The sequence below is a fragment of the Pseudomonas sp. CFBP13509 genome, from assembly GCF_005233485.1.
GTDB lineage: Bacteria > Pseudomonadota > Gammaproteobacteria > Pseudomonadales > Pseudomonadaceae > Aquipseudomonas > Aquipseudomonas marginalis.
In genome coordinates this window covers 127,978-145,857 of record NZ_QGAA01000008.1, presented here as the reverse complement: position 1 = coordinate 145,857, position 17,880 = coordinate 127,978, and the positions used below count along the sequence as shown (strand labels likewise).

Sequence of the window (17,880 nt, the reverse complement as noted above, 5' to 3'; positions counted from 1 at the left end):
CAGGTGAAGGCATGCGCCTCTGTATTTTCAGGGTCAATCGGTACCGCCACTTTGCCTTGCTCGACGCACAAGGACGTTGCATTGCTTTCAAGAGCTGCGAAGGGATTCCACAGAACGGCGAATGGGTGCAAGTCAACGAAGTCAACCTGGCCTGGTTGAATCGCGCGCTGCCTGCGCGCGCCTTGACCAGGCCACACACCCGCCTCTTGTAGTCAGCCTGGAATTGCCTGTATGCCTTTCAACTATCGTGATCGAAACGTGATTGACGTGGCGCTGCTTGAAGACTCGGTAAGGCTCTATAGCGCCAAGCTCAAGCGGTTGCAGCGCTTCTGGATTCCCCTGCAGAAACAGGCGCCACGCCTGGTGTTGTCACTGTGGGTCCTTGGGGTTGTCGCATCGCTGTTCAGCCAGTCCTATTACCACTGGTTATTTACCGCGCCGGCGATTTGCCTGCTGATCACCCTGGAAATCGTGATCGAAGAAGTGCAGATCGACTTGTTACTGATGACCGAGGAAACGCGCTATCTGCTCGACATCACCCGCGGTCTTTATACCGGGACCCTGAGTTCCCGCCCCCCTACTTTGCGTAAACCAGGTGGCCCATGCCCTCCGTCACACCTCCACTACTGATCGAGCAGAGCCGCAAAATCGGTCAACAATCCGCCAGCCAGACACTCAAGGCGATCGCCAAGGCCTACCCCGGCAAATTGTCCGCCACCCTGTCGCTGGTGGCGCTGGAAAACGCGCTGCTGCTGGCCTACCCGTTGTTTGCGGGGTTTGCCGTCGACGCGATTATCCGTGGCGACACCGGTAATGCCCTGCTCTATGCCGCCGTGGTCCTCGGGTTCTGGGTGGTGGGCGCCGCCCGACGGGCCCTGGACACCCGCACCTTTACGCGTATCTACGCCGACCTTGCCGTGCCGGTGATTCTTAACCAGCGCCTGCAACGCCACAGCACCTCAACGTCCGCCGCGCGGGTGGTACTGGCACGGGAGTTCGTCGATTTCTTCGAAAAACACGTGCCCACCATTGCGACGGCGCTGGTCTCGATCATCGGCGCGGCGGCCATGTTGCTGGTGATCGAACCCTGGGTCGGCCTGGCGTGCCTGGTGGCGCTGGGCCTGTGCCTGGTGGTGGTGCCTGGCTTTGCACGGCGCAACCAGCGCTTGCATGAGCGGCTGAACAACCGCCTGGAAAAGGAAATCAGCCTGGTGGAAAAGGTCGGCGCCCCCACGCTGCGCCGCCACTATCAGGTGCTGTCGCGGCTGCGTATCGGGCTGTCGGACCGTGAGGCGGTTGCCTTCCTCACCATCGGCATCCTTGCGGCCTTGCTGTTCGTGGTCGCCATCAGCCAGTTGGCACTGGCGCCCGCGGTGAAGGCCGGCCATATCTATGCGGTGATGACGTACCTGTGGACGTTCGTCAGTTGCCTGGATGAAGCCCCCAGCGTGGTCGACCAATTGGCCCGGCTCAAGGACATCGGCAAACGCGTGGACCCGGGACTGGATGACACGGCGGCCTGACCCTTCGTCTATTCAGCCGATCGCCCGCTGGGTGTGCGAAGGCGATTCGCCAAACAACTCGCGGTAATGGGCGGCAAAGTGGCTCAGGTGGAAAAAGCCCATCGCCACCGCCACATCACCGACGTTCTGGCTGCAGGCCGGCGTTGCGATCAGGCGTCGACGCACCGCATTCAGGCGCAGGTTGCGCAGGTACTCCAGCGGACGCATGCCGGTCACCGCCTGGAAACTGTTCTGCAGGGTCCGTCGGCTGACCCGCAGGTGTTCGCAGAGGTCGAGAATGCTCAGTGGTGTGTCACCGCTGGCATCGATCAACTCCTGGCAACGCTTGACCAGGTAGGCACTCACGGCGAAGTTGCCGCGCCGGCAACGCACTTCGTCGGTGGCATTGCTGAACAGGTCGAGAAAGGCATTGAGCAACTCGTCTTCGAGCATGTTCTCGGCGGTTGCACTGATGGCCTCGGGTTGTTGCAAAAGGTGACGAAACAGCGGGTAGATACGCTGGCGTATCCGCAGCCGTAACGCGTCATCCACGCACAGCTGGGAGCGGGTGCTCAAGCGCTTGAGCTGGTCGCCGGACAACTCGAAGGCGGCGAGTTTGGCGAAACGCACCGTGTCGACGTTGAAAGCGAAGAAGTGCGTGCCTTCCGGCGCATGCAGCACAAACTCCTCGCAAGCGCGCAACAGCACCACACTGTGGGTGCCCACCTGCTGGCCCTGCACAACGGGCTCGCCGCCCAATGACATGGCCGCGCACAGTCGTCCCTTGGGCGCATGGCCGCGCTGCACCACGCGTTTGTCCAATACTTCCTGGAAGATCTGAAAGCGCTCGGCCGACAACTGGCGCAGCTCACTGGTCAGGCTGCCACGCCCCAGTTGGTCATACACCTGCTGCCAGCCCTGGATGGAACCGGCGTGCAGTTGAGGGTCATTGAAGGTTCGAACTTCGGCAAGCATGGTGGTCGTTCCTCGGGGGCCCCGTTGTTGTCATCGGCCTGAAGGGGACTGGAGTCATCCTTGACGGCAGCTAGGGCTCACACTGCGGCAGTGTCCGCAGTGAAAAGCAAAGCCAGTTCCGTGCCAAACATCTGCAGGCGGTAGGTGCAGGGCTGGATATTCATCGGCGCCAACAGCGCGCCAGACAGCACCACCTGCCCGGCCTCCACCGGTTGACCATCGGCCAGCAGCCGGCGTATCAGCCAGCACAGATTGGCCAGCGGTGGATCTTCCCGGCCCTGGGTCTCCCCTTCGCCGCAGATCGCGCCTGCGCATTCCAGGCGGAACGTCACGTTGGCATGTTCAACAGGGTCGAAAACGGTTCTGGGGCCCAGGCAATACAGGCCCGCTGCCGCGTTGTCGGCCAGAAAGGCCCCTACCCCGAACGTCCACTCCTGCCAACGGCAGTCGGCAATCTCGAACGCGGGTGCCACCTCGGCAATTGCGGCCAGGATCTCCTCATCGCTGTAGTCACCTGGCGCCAGGCTGCGACCCAGCACAATCGCCACTTCGATCTCCAGCTTGGGCTGGATCAACCGCGACAGCGCCACCGCCGTGTTCGGCTGCACGCACATCGCGTCGGTCAGGCCGCCATACACCGGTTCGTCAATGCCGAAGCGCCGTTGCGCGGCGCTGCCGGCGAAGGCGATTTTCCAACCGCTGAACTGTTCGCCCGCCGCCAGGCGCGCATCCAGCGCCTGGCGTTGCAGTGCGTAGCCGCCGCGCAGGTCCAACGCCTCGGGGGCCAGTGGCGCAATCGCTTGCACCGTACGCATGGCCTGGTCTAACTGGCTCAATACGCCCGTATCGATGCTCATGACAGTTGCCCCGCTAACTTGCGTAATACCGCGTCAAGCCGCTCCGGCGTGGTGATGGCGGCAACAAACCGGTCAGGACGCACCACGACGATGCAATCGCGCACCCTGGAGAACCATTCGCCGAGGCGGTTATCCACATCCTCCACGCTGATGGCGTCCGTCGCCGTCAAGGGCTGGTGGCGGCCCAGGCCGCTGCGCGAGCGATTGACCTGGATAAAGCGCGTGTCCCAGCGCGCCCAGAACCTTGCCATGTCTTCGCTCAGTGGCTCAAGGGGATTGACCCGGTAACCCAGCACCGCATAGGAATTGCCCAGCACGTCATCCAGGCGCCGACGCTGGCCCTGGGCGTCTTCGATAAACGGCTGCACAAACAGCTGGCCCACCAGGTCGTCTTCACGCAGTTCGGCACGTTCGTGATAGACCAGCCCTTTGGTGAGGGTGGCCTTGGGTTTGAACTTGAACTCCAGCAGGTGCGAACGCAGGTTATCGACGCTGTTCACCGCCTGGAACAACCAGTCACGCACGCCGGCCATCAACGGGTTGGTCAGCCCCAGTACCGTGCCCATATTGTCGGCCAGGGCCACCAGTTCGGTGGCGTGTCCGCGACGTTCCTGGTCGTAGCTGGCAAGGATCCCATGGGCCGCACGCCCCTGGATGATCGCGGCCAGTTTCCAGGCCACGTTGGCCACGTCGCGCAACCCGGAATTAAGGCCCTGCCCGGCCCAGGGTGGCGATATATGCGCGGCATCGCCGACCAGTGCCACACGCCCCTGGACAAACCGCGCCGCCACGCGCGAATGGTGGGTGTAGGCGCGGATACGGATGATATTCAGCGCGTCCACGGCGTCGCCGATATGCCCACGGATCAGGTCGCGAATGGTGTTCTCGTCACACATCTTCGCCTCGTCCTCGCCCTCCATCAGCATGAACTCCCAGCGCCGCTGCTGGTACGGCAGGTAAATGCACACGAAGGGCCGCTGCGGGTCGGCGTGCAGGGCGGTGTAAGGCGCATCCAGGGTGTCATTGGCGGTATCGACCACCACCCATTTGCGCGCATGGGTCAACCCCAGCAGTTCGACGCCCAGCTTTTTGCGTACGGTGGAGCGCCCGCCGTCGGCGCCGATCACGTAATCGGCGCTCAGCTGATAGACCTCGCCCTGGGCATCGCGGACCTGCAAGGTCACGCCCTCCCCATCCTGTTCCAGCTCCAGCATTTCATGGCCCTGGCGCAACACCACAGTGCTGCGCTGCCCCAGGGTTTCGCGCAGCGTGCCTTCGAGCAACTGCTGCATGAAGATGTTGCGCATCGGCCAGCCGTACTGCGCGGCACTTGGCTTGACCTCGGCAAAACACACGCCCCGCGCGTTGTAATAACGCAGCGGCACATCGCAGATCATGTCACGTACTGCCAATTCGGCGATGCCGATGGCCTGCAACACGCGCAGCGCTTCATCATCCATGCCCACCGCGCGTGGGTAAGGCAGTATGCAGTCGGCAAGCTCAAGGACGACGCAGTCGATACCGTACATCCCCATATAGTGCGCGGCCGTGATCCCATTGGGCCCGCCCCCGACAATCACAACCTGGGTCTTCTCCTGCTTCATCGCTGTTCACCGCTTTCTTGTTGTGGTTTTAAACCAGCGTTGCCAAGGCCGCACGCGTGTCATCAGTGCAGCCCGTCAACGCCCTGGATGTCTTCGGCACGCAGGCCACCCAGCCGTGCGTGCAGGCGCCCGCGCGTGGCGAAGGCCCAGATCACGATGACTTCGTCCGGCGCGGGGCCGTCGCCGAACATCAGCGACATGCTGTCGTAGTGGGAACGTACGTAGAGCGCATCCTTGTGCGCCAGGGGGACGTCAATGGTCGAACCCGGGCCGCCGCGCTTGCCGGTGGAAGGCACCCACGACTTGCCACCGCCCAGCGCGACGCGAATCGGATCGGCGGCCGGGTTGGTCAGGAACGCGTTGCCGTGCTCGTATTCGCCCGCGCTGCCGACCAGGATCGCCTTACCATAGCTGACAATCTCATGGGCACCGGCCAGTGCCTGTATGCGCCGGCCAAACTCTTCGCCCAGCAACGGCGATGGGTCGACCAGTTCGGCGAGCGACTCGCTGTAGCGACCGGCATAGGGGTTGGCGATCACGGCGGCGATCGCGTACTTGAACAGGGGCTCGCCATCGGCCAGCTGGCCGGTTTCGTTGGCCAGGGTTTCTTCGACAAAGCTGTACCATTTGCGGATGTGATACGTAGCAAAATTCGCGGTTTTCATCAGGGTTGCCTCAAAGTGGGTCGAGTGGATCCAGGTTGAAATGTCGGCTCGGCGCGCCGGCGGCCTTGAACCGGGCCTTGCCGCGCGCATCGTCGTGTTCGGTCTCGAGGAAGAACTCCATGCGATTGCCGTCGGGGTCGTTGAAATACACGCCATGGCCGATCTCGTGATCGGTGATCTTCACCACCTCGACGCCCTTGCCCAGCAACATGCCGTAGAGCTGGCGCAGGGTGGTCATGTCCCCGGCGATTTCCAGGCCGTAGTGCTGCAGGCCCAACCCGCCTTGATGGGCGCCGGGGTCGGCGCGAATCAGGGCGATGTCGTGGTGCTTGCCGCCAAATGCCATCATGACCCAGCTCTCGCCCCGGGCACTTTCGTGCATGCCCAGGATGTCGGCGTACCAGCGTGCCGACACGTCAGGGTCACTGACCCACAGCGATAAGTGAGTCCGCAGGATCTCGATCTTCATGGCGTTATCCCTCAGTGCTTTTTGACGATGGATTGATGCCCGGACTTGATCTGCGCAACCGCAGGCGTCCAGAGCACATCAGCGATCTCGCTGAATTCCCGCCAATGCTTCTGCCAGCCGTCACCGCCATTGTCGGAGGTGAACAAATGCCCGTACTTGGTGCCCGCCACGATCTGTCGCGGGTTGGCCGGGTTGAAGGCCATCGCCCAGACACAGGAGTTGGGCTGCTGTGGCAGCGGCAGCACGTTCCAAGTGAGTGCGGCATCACGGGACACCAGGATCTTGCTGGTGGTGCCGGGGGTGCCATCGGAAATACTCAGGTACAGCTCGTTCTGCGTGCCCAACGGCGCGTTCATGGCGCGGATGTAGTACAGGCCGAAGGCTTCGCGACCGATGATGCCGGTCCAGGTCAGCCCCTCGTCCAGGCTGCGGTACACCGCATTGACGCAGACCACCACAATGACTTTCTCGCCGTGGTTGGGCAGCACCAGGATGTTGTGGACGTCGGAGTTGTAGTCCCACAGCAGCCGGTCGTCGACGCGGGTCCAACTGTCGCCGCCGTCACGGGAATGGAACAGCCCGCCCTCCTCCAGGCCGAACCACAGCTGGTTGCGGTCGGTAGGGTCATAGGCGAAGGCCAGCAGGCGTGGGCGGCTGACGCCGTCGCAGAACTCGGGGATTTCCACCGGGGCGCGATCCCAGCTCAGGCCGCCGTCCAGGGTGCGCCACAACACGGCACGCGAAGGCGCGCCGGTGCCGACGAAAATGCGTTGTGCATCCTGCGGGTCAACCGCAACTTTCCACACGGTCTGCCCGTTGAAAGGCGAATCGATGCGCCGCCAATGCCCACCGGTATCGTGGCTCACACACAAGCCCACATCGGTACCGGCATAGATCCGCTCGGGCGTGTCGGGGTGCAGGCTCAAGGATCGGGTGATCGCATCGAACTCCAGGTCCTGCCCCAGGCCCAGGCGATGCCAGGTACGGCCATCGTCGGCACTGCGGATCACCGCTTGCCCGACGGTGGCGACCAAAAGGGTTCCGTTACTCATCACAGATGCTCCTCAGATATAGATGCCACGGGTCAAGCCACCGTCGATGCCGATGGATTCGCCCGTCACTGCGCCGGCTTTTGGCGATGCCAGGAAGCCGATCAGCCAGCCCATTTCAATCGGTGCGAGGGTGCGGCGAATCGGTGTCGCGTCGATGTAGGCCTGCTCGACCTGCTGCGCGGTCTTGCCTTGCTTGACGGCTTCGCGGTCGTACAGCTCCTGGATATGCGGGGTGTCCACCACGCCCGGGTGGATCAGGTTGACCGTGATCCCCGAAGGGCCGAGCTGGTCGGACAGGGTCTTGGTCATGTGTGCGATCGCCAGGTTGCGCATGCCCGAAAGCACCTTGCTGCTGCGCCCGGTGAGGCCGCCTATGTTGATGATGCGTCCGAAGCCGGCCGCCTTCATGTGCGGGGTCACGGCCTTGGCGCAGCGGAAGTAGCCGATTACCTTGGTGTTGAGGTCCGACAGCAGTTCATCGTCGCCGGCGTGTTCGATGTCATTGCGCACCACACCGGACGGCGCCGCAGCACCGTTGACCAGGATGTCGATGCGGCCGAAATGCTTGTGCGCCGCCTCGACCATCTCCGACACGGCCTTCATGTCATTGGTGTCGCAGAACAGCGGCAGCACTTCATTGCCGGTCTGTGCACTGATCTCTTCGGCCGCCAGCTGCAGGAACGCCATGCGCCGTGCGCAGATCACTACCTTGCAGCCTTCCTCGGAGAGAAAACGTGCGACTTCCTTGCCGATGCCCATACCGCCACCGGTGACAATGGCCACGCGGCCTTTCAATTCCAGATCCATAGCAATTACCTCGTGTGATTATTCAGTTCAGGCCAGATCGACAAACACGCTTTTGGTCTCGGTGTAGGCATCGATCACGTTCTTGCCCATTTCCCGGCCCCAGCCGGATTGTTTGTAGCCACCGAACGGTGAAGAGGGATCGACCACGTTCCAACAGTTGATCCATACCGAGCCGGCCTTGAGCTGTGCCGCCACGCGGTGCGCCGAGCGCAGGTCGCGGGTCCACAGGCCGGCTGCGAGGCCATACGGCGAATCGTTGGCGCGCAGCACCAGGTCGTCGATGTCGGTCCAGCTCATGACGGTCAGTACCGGGCCGAAGATTTCTTCGCGGGCCACGCAGGCGCGCTCGGCACGGTCGAGAAACACGCTCGGTTGAATGAAGTGCCCATGCTCCAGGTGTTCGGGACGGCCGCCGCCGCAGATCAGTTCGGCGCCCTCTTCCTGGCCCCGCTGCAGGTAACCCTTGACGGTGTTCAACTGCCGCGCGGACACCAGCGGCCCCATGCTGTTGGCCGGGTCCAGGCCATTACCCAGCACATAGGCGGCGGCATGGCGCTGCAATTCTTCGAGCACCTGGTCGAGCACACTGGCGTGCACATACAGGCGCGAGCCAGCCGTGCACACCTGGCCCTGGTTGTAGAAAATCCCATCGGCAGCCCCCTTGGCGGCGCGCACGATGTCGGCGTCGGGCAGGATGATGTTCGGCGACTTGCCGCCCAGTTCCAGCGAGACCTTTTTCATGTTGCCGGTGGCCGCCTGGGCGATCAGCCGCCCAACCTGGGTCGAGCCGGTAAAGGCGATCTTGTCCACGTCGGGGTGCTGTGCCAGCGGTGCACCCGTGTCGGCACCCAGGCCGGTGATCAGGTTGACGACGCCGGCGGGGAAACCTGCGGCCTCGATCAGTTGCACCAGGCGGATCGCGACCAGCGGGGTCTGCTCGGCGGGCTTGAGCACCGCCACGCAACCGGTGGCCAACGCCGGGCCGAGCTTCCACACGCACATGGTCAACGGGAAGTTCCACGGCACGATCAGCGCGCAGACCCCCACCGGTTCGCGCAACGTGTAGTTGAGCATTGGCGCGCCGCTGGCCGGGGATACGGGCAGCGTGCTGCCTTCGATCTTGGTGGGCCAGCCGGCGAAGTAGCGAATGATGTTTGCCGCGCTGGCCGCTTCACCGCGCGCGTTGGCGATAGGCTTGCCGTTCTCCAGGGTGATCAGCTGCGCCAGCTCCTCGCGGTGCTGGTCCAACAGATCGGCCAGGCGAAACAGCAACAGGCCGCGCTGCGCCGGTGACTGCAAGGCCCACGTGCCGGTAAAGGCTGCGCGGGCGGCCGCGACGGCCGCATTCACATCGCGTTCATCGCCTTGGGCGACTTCGGTCAGGGTCTGTTCAGTGGCCGGGTTTTCCACGGCGAAACGGCGACCGCTGGCGGCGTCCTGCCAGATACCGCCGATGAACAGACGACCGGGCTGCGCCAGGAACGCCTGGACGGCAGGTAATAATTCGAGCGGATGCATAGTCGACTCCTTCACAGCGCCATTTCGATCAGGCAAGGGCCACGGTCGGCCTTGGCATTGGCCAGGGCCCGTTGCAGTTCGGCATTGGTCTGGACCGTGCAGGCCGGTACTCCGTAGCCTTTGGCCAGGGCCTTCCAGTCGATACGCGGGTTGTCGAGCACGGTCAGGCGCAGGGCTTGCGGGTCCATTTCGGTCATGCCGAAGCGGCGCAGCTCGTTCTGCAAAATCGCGTAGCGATGGTTGGCGGCAATCAGGATCACCACCGGCAACTGCTCGCGGGCGATGCTCCACAGGGTTTGAATGGTGTACTGGGCACTGCCGTCGGATTGCAGGCAAAACACGCTATTGCCGCGTTCCGCCAAAGCGGCGCCGAAGCCCACCGGAATCCCCTGGCCGATCGCGCCACCGGTATTGGTCAATACCCGATGCCGCGCGGCGTTGGCGGAGGCGGTAAAGAAGGGGTAGCCGCAGGTGCCGCCCTCGACCGAGACAATGCTGTCGTGGGGCAGTGACGCGGCCAGCACTTGGCCAATGGACTGCGGTGTCAGTTCGGCATGGCCGGGCGGCAGTTCGATGCCCTCCGGCGTCGGCACGTAGGCCGGTGCAGCCAGGGCATCGGCCAGCGCCGTCAACGCGCCGGCGACATCGTCACCGACCTCGGCCAGGCTCAGCAGGCGCTCACGCTCGGCGAGGCGCGACGGGATGCCTTCGTAGCCAAAATAACTGATGGGCTCCGGCACGCCCGCACAGATGACCAGGTCGTACTGCTCAAGGATTTCAATCGCCACTTCCGGGAAATACGGCAGGCGATCCAGGTCGGGCAAGCCACCGCCACGGTAGCTCAGGCGCGGAAAGGTCTCGGCAAACAGGCGCACACCGGGCAGTTGCGCCAGGCGTCCCGCCGCTTCCAGGCCGGCGACCGACAAGCCCTCATCGCCGACGATAAACACCAGCCGCTTGCCGTCACGCAATGCCTGCGCCACGGTTTCGACCCGGTCACCGGCAAACCGACGAACCGGCGCGCGCAGAGGGGCGAACACACCGTTATGGGTCACTGCGTGGGCCTGCAGGTCCATGGGCAGGATCAGGCTGGCGATCTGGCCTTTGGCCTGCCAGGCCGCACGCACGGCTTCCTGCAGATCCTCACCGATACCGGCAGCGGTGCGCGAGGTGCGCACCCAGCCAGAGACGGTGCCGGCCAGGGCCTGGATGTCGCTGGCCAAGGGCGGATCGTAGTTGACATGCCAGGAGGCGTGATCGCCGATGACGTTGACGATCGGCGTATTGGCCCGACGCGCGTTGTGCAGGTTGGCGATGCCATTGGCAAAGCCCGGCCCCAGGTGGGTCAGGGTCATGGCCGGCTTGCCGGCGATCCGGCCATAGCCGTCCGCAGCCCCCGTGCAGACCCCTTCGAACAGCGACAACACCGGCTTGAGAGCAGGTGCGCTGGCCATGGCGGCCACCAGGGGAATCTCGGTGGTCCCGGGGTTGGCGAAGCAGTACTCGATACCGCTTGCCGCTGCCGCATTCACTATCAGTTGCGCACCATTCATTTTCAGCCCTCTTGCTTGAGCATTTGCAGTGCTGAGATTTATCACACACAAATCCGCAACCAACAAGCACTTTATGTGTGTTTTTCTCATTTAATGAGATTAATGAGGTTTTAATAGCCTAAAAAGCTAACCCGCGATTGCGTTTTTCTCTCACTGCGGTAGTGTTGCGCCAGCGCTTGGGCAACCGGCTCCCCGTGGGGCCGCCACAAGCGCCCTTCCCTTTCTTTTAGGAACACAATGAGCAGCCTGAGCAAATTGCTGAGCATCCTCGACCTGTTCGGTCCGCAAATGCTGAAGATCGACCCCGACACCATTGCCGAGCGCATGGGCCTGTCACGGGCGACCGTGTACCGCTACGTCAAGGATTTGTGTGACGCCGGCCTGCTGACCCGCGTGGACGCCGGCAGCTACGGCCTGGGCCCGCGGGTCATCGAGCTGGACTGGATGATGCGCCAGTACGACCCGATCCTTCTCGCCGGGCGCGAGCTGATGCACGAGCTGTCGGCGCAAACGGGCCTGGCGGTGTTCGCCAGCGTGTTTTACGACGGTCGCATCATCAACACCTACATCGCCGAACCCACCGACACCTATCACTTCGCGTTCGGGCGCGGGCAACCGTTGCCGTTTTTCCGCGGGGCACAATCGAAGGTCTTGATCGCCTTCCAGAAAGGACGCCGCCTGCAACGCCTGTTCGACGAGCACATGGCCAACGACCCGGACAGCCCGTATGACTGGGCGGGCTTCTCCAGGGCCGCGAAAAAAATCCGCAAGGACGGTTACTGCCTGACCCACGACGAACTCAACCTGGGCCTGACCGGTATCGCTGCGCCGATCATCCAGGCGGACCTCGACGAGGTGGTCGGCAGCCTGTCGGCCGTCGGCACCACCCAGAACTTCAAGCTGCTGCGCCAGGAAACCGTGATCGAAATGGTCATGGACACCACCCGGCGGATTGCCGAAAACATGCGCAACCCGCCGAGCCACGCCGCCCCCTAGGCGTCATGCTCAGAACGGCACGGCCACCGTCAACTGGCTGTACAGGTTGGTGCCGTTGCCGCCGACCTGGTTGCCCCCGGTGGTCGCGTCCTGCCTGGGTGTGTACAGCCCCACCAGCGGGGTGATGATCAAGTGCGGGTTGACCGCCCACTCGGCATACACATCCAACTCACGGCCATCGAGGTTCAACGCGTTGCTTTTGCGCACGGTGGCGTAGTCGAAATACAGCGCGCCCAGGCTCAGGTTTTCCAGTGGGGTTGCCTTCAGCCCGACATGGTGGATGCGGGTATTGGTGTTGAACGGCCCGGCGTAGTTGCCGGCCACTTCGCCCTGGAACCAGGTGCCGTAGCCCGTGCTCTGGCCGGTGAACAGTGCGTCCCAGTTCTGCGAATAGCGGGTGTAGCGATACGTCACCTTGGGCGCCCAGGCGATATCGGCGAAGGTGTAGCCCGCTTCGCCGTACCAGGCTTTTTCTGGCCCGGCGTCCTTGTCCTGCCAGGCGTACTCGAAGGCCAGGCTGACGTTGGGGATACCCGCATCGCCCTCACCGCGCACGCTGTAGACATTCATGCCCTTGCGCTGGCGTTGAAAGTCGCTGGCCCATTGATCGTTCACGTCCAGGCCATGCACCCAGGTCAAGCCGAGCGTCCCCGGCTGGGCGGTGTAGTCCAGGGTCGCGGCGGCCAGTTCGGTTTCGGCCTGGATACGGTTATCGGACTTGAGCCACAGAACACTGCCGTGCAGGCCATCCTGCCCCCCCAGGCGCACCACCGCGGTTTGGTCGAACGCGTGCCGGGCCGCCAGGTAGTAGGCGCCCCCACGGTTCAAGGTGCCATCCGCCGGGCCCTTGCCCGGGTTCAGCCCATCGTCGTTGATCAGGAACCCTCGGCCGACCTTGACCACCTGGCGCCCGCCGGAAATATCCACGCCGTCTTGACCGAGCGCCGGGAACAGGTCGCCGGAGCGCCAGCCCAGGTAGGCGTCTTCAATCTTCGTGGTGCGCTCGGTGCCAACGCTGTTGCCACCCGGATCGCCATCGCCCCACGTGGCGGAGCTGACCAGGGCAAATGCCCCGTAGGCGCGGCCATTGCCGCCGAGTCCCTGGTCGCCACTCAAGCCATACTTGATAAAGCCTTCACGCCAACTGGAGCCGCCCGGCGTGCCGTCGTAGTTCTTGCGACTGTTGAACTGACCGAACACCGCGGTCATGTCGGCGTTGAGGTGACGGCTCTCATCGCTGTACAGCTCATAAGCGTGCACCTGACTGATAGCGCCGAGCGCCAGGGTGCACACAAGCGTGCAACCGAATACGGGATGACAGGATAGATAACGCATGGCTCAAACTCCTTCTTCGACAGCCTGCTTGCGCACAAACAACAGTTGCTGCCCCGTGAACTCCAGCAGCCCCTCCAGACCGAACTCGACACCGAACCCCGACATCTTACTGCCGCCAAACGGCGTGTTCGGCTGGATCTGAGCGTGGCAGTTGACCCACGCCACACCACTCTCCAGGCGACTGGCCAAGGCCTGGGCCTGCTCGACATCCGGCCCCCAGACCGAGCCGCCGAGGCCCATGTCACCGGCATTGGCGCGCTTCAGGACATCCTCGACATCCCGGTAGGCAATCAACGGCAACACCGGGCCGAACTGTTCTTCGTCCACCAGGCGATGGCCGTCGGTCACGTCCGCCACCAGGGTGGGCGGATAGAAGAACCCGGGGTGGTCCAGACGCGCACCGCCGCACAACACCCGCGCACCGTTGGCACGTGCGTCATCGACCAGGGCTTCCACCAGTTCCAGTTGCTCAAGGTTCTGCACCGGCCCGAAGGTGACACCGGCGTCCAGGCCGTCGCCCACGACCTGGCGCGCCGCAATATGCGTCAGCGCGTCGGCAAAAGCCTCGTACTGCGACTCATGGATATACAGGCGCTTGAGCGCAGCACAGGTCTGGCCCATGTTGAGAAAGGCCGCCTGGAAGATCGCCTCGGCCACCGCCTCCACCGGCGTGCCGGGCAACACGATGGCGGCGTCGTTACCGCCCAGTTCCAGGGTCAGGCGCTTGAGGTTGCTGGCGGCACCGCGCATCACGCTTTGCCCGGTGGCGGTGGAACCGGTGAACACGATCTTCTGGATCCCCGGGTGCGAGGTGATCGCACTGCCGAAGCCCTGCTCGCCGGTCACGCAGTTGATCACGCCACGGGGCACATGCCGGGCAATGATGTCGGCCAGGCCCAGGGTGCTCAGCGGCGTCAGGCTCGACGGTTTGCTGATCACGCAGTTGCCGGCACGCAGCGCCGGCATGATGTGCCAGACGGCGATCATGAACGGCCAGTTCCAGGGGGTGATCGACGCCACCACGCCCAAGGGTTTGCGGTGCAGCTCAATGCGCTGGGTGGGCGTTTCTTCCACCCGTTCCACCGCAATTTCCTGCCCGGCCGCGTAGCGGGTCCAGGCGGCGGCGCCCATGACCTCGGAAAAGGCCAGCTCCAGCGGCTTGCCCTGTTCCAGCACAATCAGCCGGGCCAGTGATGGGGCCTCCTGCTCGATATCGGCGGCAATCGCCAACAAACGTTCACAGCGATCAGGGTGGCTGCTGTGGCGCCAGCTCTTGAAGGCCAACTGCGCGGCGTTCACCGCCTGGTCGAGTTGCCCCAGGGAACCGGCCGGGCACTGGGCGAACACGGCCCCGGTGGCCGGGTTGATCACATCGAACCGGCCTTCTTCACCGGCCACCTGGATCCCATCGATGAGCATTTTATAGTTGTGCATTTGAAACCTTCCTTTCACACGCTGGCGCGCCATGCCGAGCAACGGCAGGCTGCGATTGTCTGGTTAGTCGAGCGATAAAAACGCGAGGGCCTTAAAGCTTGTGGCTGCCCAAGGCCAGGAAGCGTTGCGGCGAGCTGTTGCGCAGTCGCGCGGCGAGCACGATGCCGATGATCAAGGCCGCCGGAATAATCGCGCAGAGGCTGTAGGACAGCAGTTGGCTGGCACCGGTCAGCACATCGAAATGCACCACCGCCAACACCAGCACCATCACCAGCGCCAGGCACGAAATACCGGGCAGGATCCGTCCACGCAACAGCCCGACCTTCAGCTCGGGATGCCGATGGAAGTAGACGCACACCGACACCGAGGTCAGCGCCATCAACAGGATCACGCACAACGTGGCCAGGTTGGACAGCCAGGCAAACAGTTGCAGGATCGGATCGGCATCCATCGCGGCAAATATCAGCACCACGACCGCAGCGATCAAACTCTGCAACGCCGAGCCCATATGCGGGCTCTGGTGCACGCGATGGGTGGTGCCCAGCAGGCTGTGCAACAGACCGTCGCGGCCGATGGCGTAGAAGTAACGCGCGGCGGCGTTGTGAAAGGCCAACAGCCCGGCATAGATACTGACCATGAACAGCACGCGGATAATCTGGGTGAGTTGCGGGCCGACAAAGTGGTCGGACATGCCATAGATAAACGTGGTTGGGTCCTGCAAGGACTGCAGCAGCGGCACGATCTTGTCCGACCCCACCCCCACCACCATCGACCATACCGACAGCGCGTAGAAACCACCGATCAGCAACACCGAACAGTAGGTCGCAATCGGAATACTGCGCTTGGGATTCCTGGCCTCTTCACCGTAGATGGTCGTTGCCTCGAAGCCGATAAAGGCGGCGAAACAGAACAGCAAGCCGATTGACGGCGTACCACTGAACACATGACGGCTGCTGAACGAGTCCAGGTTGATGCCGCTGTCGCCGCCGGACTTGAGGATGGCGAAGTCCAGGACCAGGATCGCCAGGTACTCGGCGATCACCACCACCGACAGCACCCGTGCCGACAGGTCAATCTTGCGATAGCCCAGGATCGCGATGCTCACCATCGCCATCAGCGAGTAGGCCCACCAGGGCAGCACCAGGCCAAAGGCGGCTTCCATGGTGCCACTGACCACGCCACCGAACATCCCGTACAAGCCGACCTGCAGGATGTTATAGGCGAACATCGCCAGCACCCCGGCCGCGCCACCGGCCAGGCCACCCAGGCCACGGGACGTGAACGCGTAAAAGCCACCGGCATTGGTCACGTGGCGCGACATGGTGGTGTAGCCCACCGAGAACGCCAGCAGCACCAGCAAGGCCAGGATCAGCAAAGCCGGGGTACCGGCACCGTTGCCCAGCATGATGCCGATCGGGAAACCGCCGGCGATCACACTGAGCGGGCTTGCCGCCGATATCACGAAGAAGATGATGAAGCCCACACCCAGGGCACCGCGCTTGAGCTCCGTAGAGCTGTTGACCGGGATAGATACACTCATGTTGTTGACCTTATTGTATGAGGCAGTCGCTTTAGGGTTGGCCCGACCACACCGCATCGGCACCGGTTAGCGTTTTGTTTTAGTTGCGCGCTGAATTTGATCCTATGCCCGCCCTGGAACGGCTCGCTATCCCAAATCGGTAGCATCCAAAGCCCCGCCCCAAAACAGGTCGGGGCCGCCCGATCCATCCTCGCGCTGTTGCCGATTTGGGATAGCCGCCCGGCCTGTCATGCCCGCACCCTAGCCTCACCCGTGCTATGCGCGGATGCCGCAACAAGAATAAGAACGCGCCCATCACAGCCAACGCCCCCCGTAGGAAGCCCCAGCCATGCGTCCAACCCATCTCACCCTCCAATGGCGTATCACCCTGCTGAGCGGACTTTGCCTGCTGGCAGTCGTGGGCGCGCTGATTGGCGCCAGCGCCTACCAGAATCAAACCAGTGCAAAGCTGCTTAAGGAGCAGAGCAGCGCTTTGCTGACACAGGCCGCGCTGGAACGCTTGCAGGCCCAGGCCGTGGCTCATGGCCAACAGGTGGAGCGTTTTTTCAATGAAACCGCGCTGTATGGCGAAGGGTTCGCCCAGCAGGTTCTGCAACTGCGCGAGCAAACCCTCAATGGACGCCTGACGGTCGTGCAATTGCGTCAAGCCCTGGTCGGCATCGCCCGAGAAGCCCTCAGGCAGCGCGAAAAAGTCCTCGGCCTGTACGTGATCATGCTGCCCGATGCACTGGCCGGCAGCGACGCCGACTGGCGCGACCAACGCGCCCTGGCCGGGAATGAAACCGGGCGCTTTGCGCTGTACTGGTCCCAGAGCCAGCCGGGTCAACTGGTGCAGGAGGTGTTGAGCGAGGCACAAATCGCCGCCAACACTGCGCCCCCCGGCAGCGCACCGGCAAACGCCTGGTACGCTTGCCCTCAGGCGCAACGACAGGTGTGTGTGGTCGAGCCGTACACCATCGAAGTGGAAGGCCACAAAGCCCTGATGAGCAGCATTTCCATCCCCCTGATCGTCGACGGCAACGTGCTCGGCGTGGTGGGCATGGACATCAGCCTCGACACCTTGCAGAAACTGGCCGCCAACCTCAGCCAGGACCTCTACCAGGGCGACAGCCAGGTCACCCTGGTGTCGGCTTCGGGTCAAGTGGCGGGACGCAGCGGCGATGTCGCGGGGGAAACCCTGGACATCCGCCAATCCGTGCAAACGGCAGCGGGCACTCCAGCCTGGCAACTGCAGATCAAGGTCCCGCAGGCACGGGTGCAGGCCTCCGCCCGGCAGATGCAGAGCGAACTGGACGACAAAAGCCGTGAGGCCAATTGGCTCAACCTTGGCCTGGGCATCCTGGCCAGCAGCCTTGGGATGCTGCTGATCTGGCTGGCGGCCTACGGCGTGACTCGCCCATTGCTGAAGATGGCCGAGCTGCTCGATGCCATTGTCGAAGGCGACGGGGACCTGACCCAGCGCCTGCCCCTCGGGCGACGCGACGAGCTGGGCCGCCTGGCCAATGGTTTCAACCGTTTCCTCGACACCTTGCAGCCGATTATTCGCGCCATCCAGACCGCGTCCCTGGACACC

16 protein-coding genes and 1 pseudogene are annotated in these 17,880 nt (G+C 63.4%); 5 read left to right on the top strand and 12 right to left on the bottom strand.

The genetic code is table 11. The annotated features are described in order from the left end of the window. Nucleotides 1-11: 11 nt before the first annotated feature. From PspCFBP13509_RS15360 to PspCFBP13509_RS15350, 3 genes are read left to right on the top strand one after another with little or no spacing between them, the layout of a single operon-like run. Complete coding sequence (locus PspCFBP13509_RS15360) at nt 12-212, top strand: hypothetical protein (RefSeq protein WP_065927441.1); 201 nt, start codon at nt 12-14, stop codon at nt 210-212. Nucleotides 213-231: 19 nt separating this feature from the next. Further along, nucleotides 232-630: a hypothetical protein gene (locus PspCFBP13509_RS15355; protein WP_065927440.1), complete on the top strand. Its 399-nt coding sequence runs from the start codon at nt 232-234 to the stop codon at nt 628-630. After that, a complete protein-coding gene (locus PspCFBP13509_RS15350; protein ID WP_065927439.1) occupies nt 603-1,523 on the top strand; it encodes an ABC transporter six-transmembrane domain-containing protein in 921 nt (306 codons plus the stop codon). The genes PspCFBP13509_RS15355 and PspCFBP13509_RS15350 overlap by 28 nt, the downstream gene beginning before the upstream one ends. Before the next feature lie 12 nt (nt 1,524-1,535). Here PspCFBP13509_RS15350 and PspCFBP13509_RS15345 read toward each other — a convergent pair whose 3' ends face one another. From PspCFBP13509_RS15345 to PspCFBP13509_RS15305, 9 genes are all read right to left on the bottom strand, one after another. After that, nucleotides 1,536-2,477 carry a helix-turn-helix domain-containing protein gene (locus tag PspCFBP13509_RS15345; protein WP_137212279.1) on the bottom strand — a complete coding sequence of 314 codons (942 nt, stop codon included), beginning with the start codon at nt 2,475-2,477 and terminating at the stop codon, nt 1,536-1,538. 77 nt (nt 2,478-2,554) lie between these two features. Further along, nucleotides 2,555-3,334: a 2-keto-4-pentenoate hydratase gene (locus PspCFBP13509_RS15340; protein ID WP_137212278.1), complete on the bottom strand. Its 780-nt coding sequence runs from the start codon at nt 3,332-3,334 to the stop codon at nt 2,555-2,557. Then, on the bottom strand, nt 3,331-4,938 hold the full coding sequence (locus PspCFBP13509_RS15335; RefSeq protein ID WP_137212277.1) for a bifunctional 3-(3-hydroxy-phenyl)propionate/3-hydroxycinnamic acid hydroxylase: 1,608 nt from the start codon (nt 4,936-4,938) through the stop codon (nt 3,331-3,333). The genes PspCFBP13509_RS15340 and PspCFBP13509_RS15335 overlap by 4 nt, the downstream gene beginning before the upstream one ends. A 62-nt stretch (nt 4,939-5,000) precedes the next feature. Beyond that, nucleotides 5,001-5,603 carry an amino acid synthesis family protein gene (locus tag PspCFBP13509_RS15330; RefSeq protein ID WP_027606677.1) on the bottom strand — a complete coding sequence of 201 codons (603 nt, stop codon included), beginning with the start codon at nt 5,601-5,603 and terminating at the stop codon, nt 5,001-5,003. A 10-nt stretch (nt 5,604-5,613) separates the two neighbouring features. Then, on the bottom strand, nt 5,614-6,072 hold the full coding sequence (locus PspCFBP13509_RS15325) for a VOC family protein (RefSeq protein WP_012724261.1): 459 nt from the start codon (nt 6,070-6,072) through the stop codon (nt 5,614-5,616). Nucleotides 6,073-6,083: 11 nt separating this feature from the next. Continuing rightward, complete coding sequence (locus PspCFBP13509_RS15320; protein ID WP_137212276.1) at nt 6,084-7,124, bottom strand: VPS10 domain-containing protein; 1,041 nt, start codon at nt 7,122-7,124, stop codon at nt 6,084-6,086. A 12-nt stretch (nt 7,125-7,136) separates the two neighbouring features. Next, entirely contained in the window at nt 7,137-7,931 is a 795-nt protein-coding gene (locus PspCFBP13509_RS15315) for an SDR family NAD(P)-dependent oxidoreductase (protein WP_027606679.1), read from the bottom strand. Between the two features lie 27 nt (nt 7,932-7,958). Beyond that, nucleotides 7,959-9,449 (bottom strand): aldehyde dehydrogenase family protein, encoded by a 1,491-nt coding sequence (locus tag PspCFBP13509_RS15310; RefSeq protein WP_065927434.1) that lies wholly within the window; start codon nt 9,447-9,449, stop codon nt 7,959-7,961. A gap of 11 nt (nt 9,450-9,460) precedes the next feature. Then, the gene (locus tag PspCFBP13509_RS15305; RefSeq protein ID WP_065927433.1) at nt 9,461-11,002 is read right to left on the bottom strand and encodes an acetolactate synthase large subunit; all 1,542 of its coding nucleotides are present in this window, start codon (nt 11,000-11,002) and stop codon (nt 9,461-9,463) included. A gap of 237 nt (nt 11,003-11,239) precedes the next feature. On the opposite strand from PspCFBP13509_RS15305, the gene PspCFBP13509_RS15300 reads away from it, so the two are divergent. Then, nucleotides 11,240-11,998: an IclR family transcriptional regulator gene (locus PspCFBP13509_RS15300; protein ID WP_065927432.1), complete on the top strand. Its 759-nt coding sequence runs from the start codon at nt 11,240-11,242 to the stop codon at nt 11,996-11,998. Nucleotides 11,999-12,007: 9 nt separating this feature from the next. On the opposite strand, the gene PspCFBP13509_RS15295 is transcribed toward PspCFBP13509_RS15300, so the two are convergent. From PspCFBP13509_RS15295 to PspCFBP13509_RS15285, 3 genes are all read right to left on the bottom strand, one after another. Then, nucleotides 12,008-13,333 carry a hypothetical protein gene (locus PspCFBP13509_RS15295; RefSeq protein WP_178084548.1) on the bottom strand — a complete coding sequence of 442 codons (1,326 nt, stop codon included), beginning with the start codon at nt 13,331-13,333 and terminating at the stop codon, nt 12,008-12,010. Nucleotides 13,334-13,336: 3 nt separating this feature from the next. Beyond that, on the bottom strand, nt 13,337-14,767 hold the full coding sequence (locus PspCFBP13509_RS15290) for an aldehyde dehydrogenase family protein (RefSeq protein ID WP_065927431.1): 1,431 nt from the start codon (nt 14,765-14,767) through the stop codon (nt 13,337-13,339). A 91-nt stretch (nt 14,768-14,858) separates the two neighbouring features. Continuing rightward, the gene (locus PspCFBP13509_RS15285; RefSeq protein ID WP_065927430.1) at nt 14,859-16,307 is read right to left on the bottom strand and encodes an APC family permease; all 1,449 of its coding nucleotides are present in this window, start codon (nt 16,305-16,307) and stop codon (nt 14,859-14,861) included. A 328-nt stretch (nt 16,308-16,635) separates the two neighbouring features. Here PspCFBP13509_RS15285 and PspCFBP13509_RS32160 point away from each other — a divergent pair. Continuing rightward, a pseudogene (locus tag PspCFBP13509_RS32160) lies at nt 16,636-17,829 on the top strand (PDC sensor domain-containing protein); the annotation flags it as partial. Nucleotides 17,830-17,880: the final 51 nt, after the last annotated feature.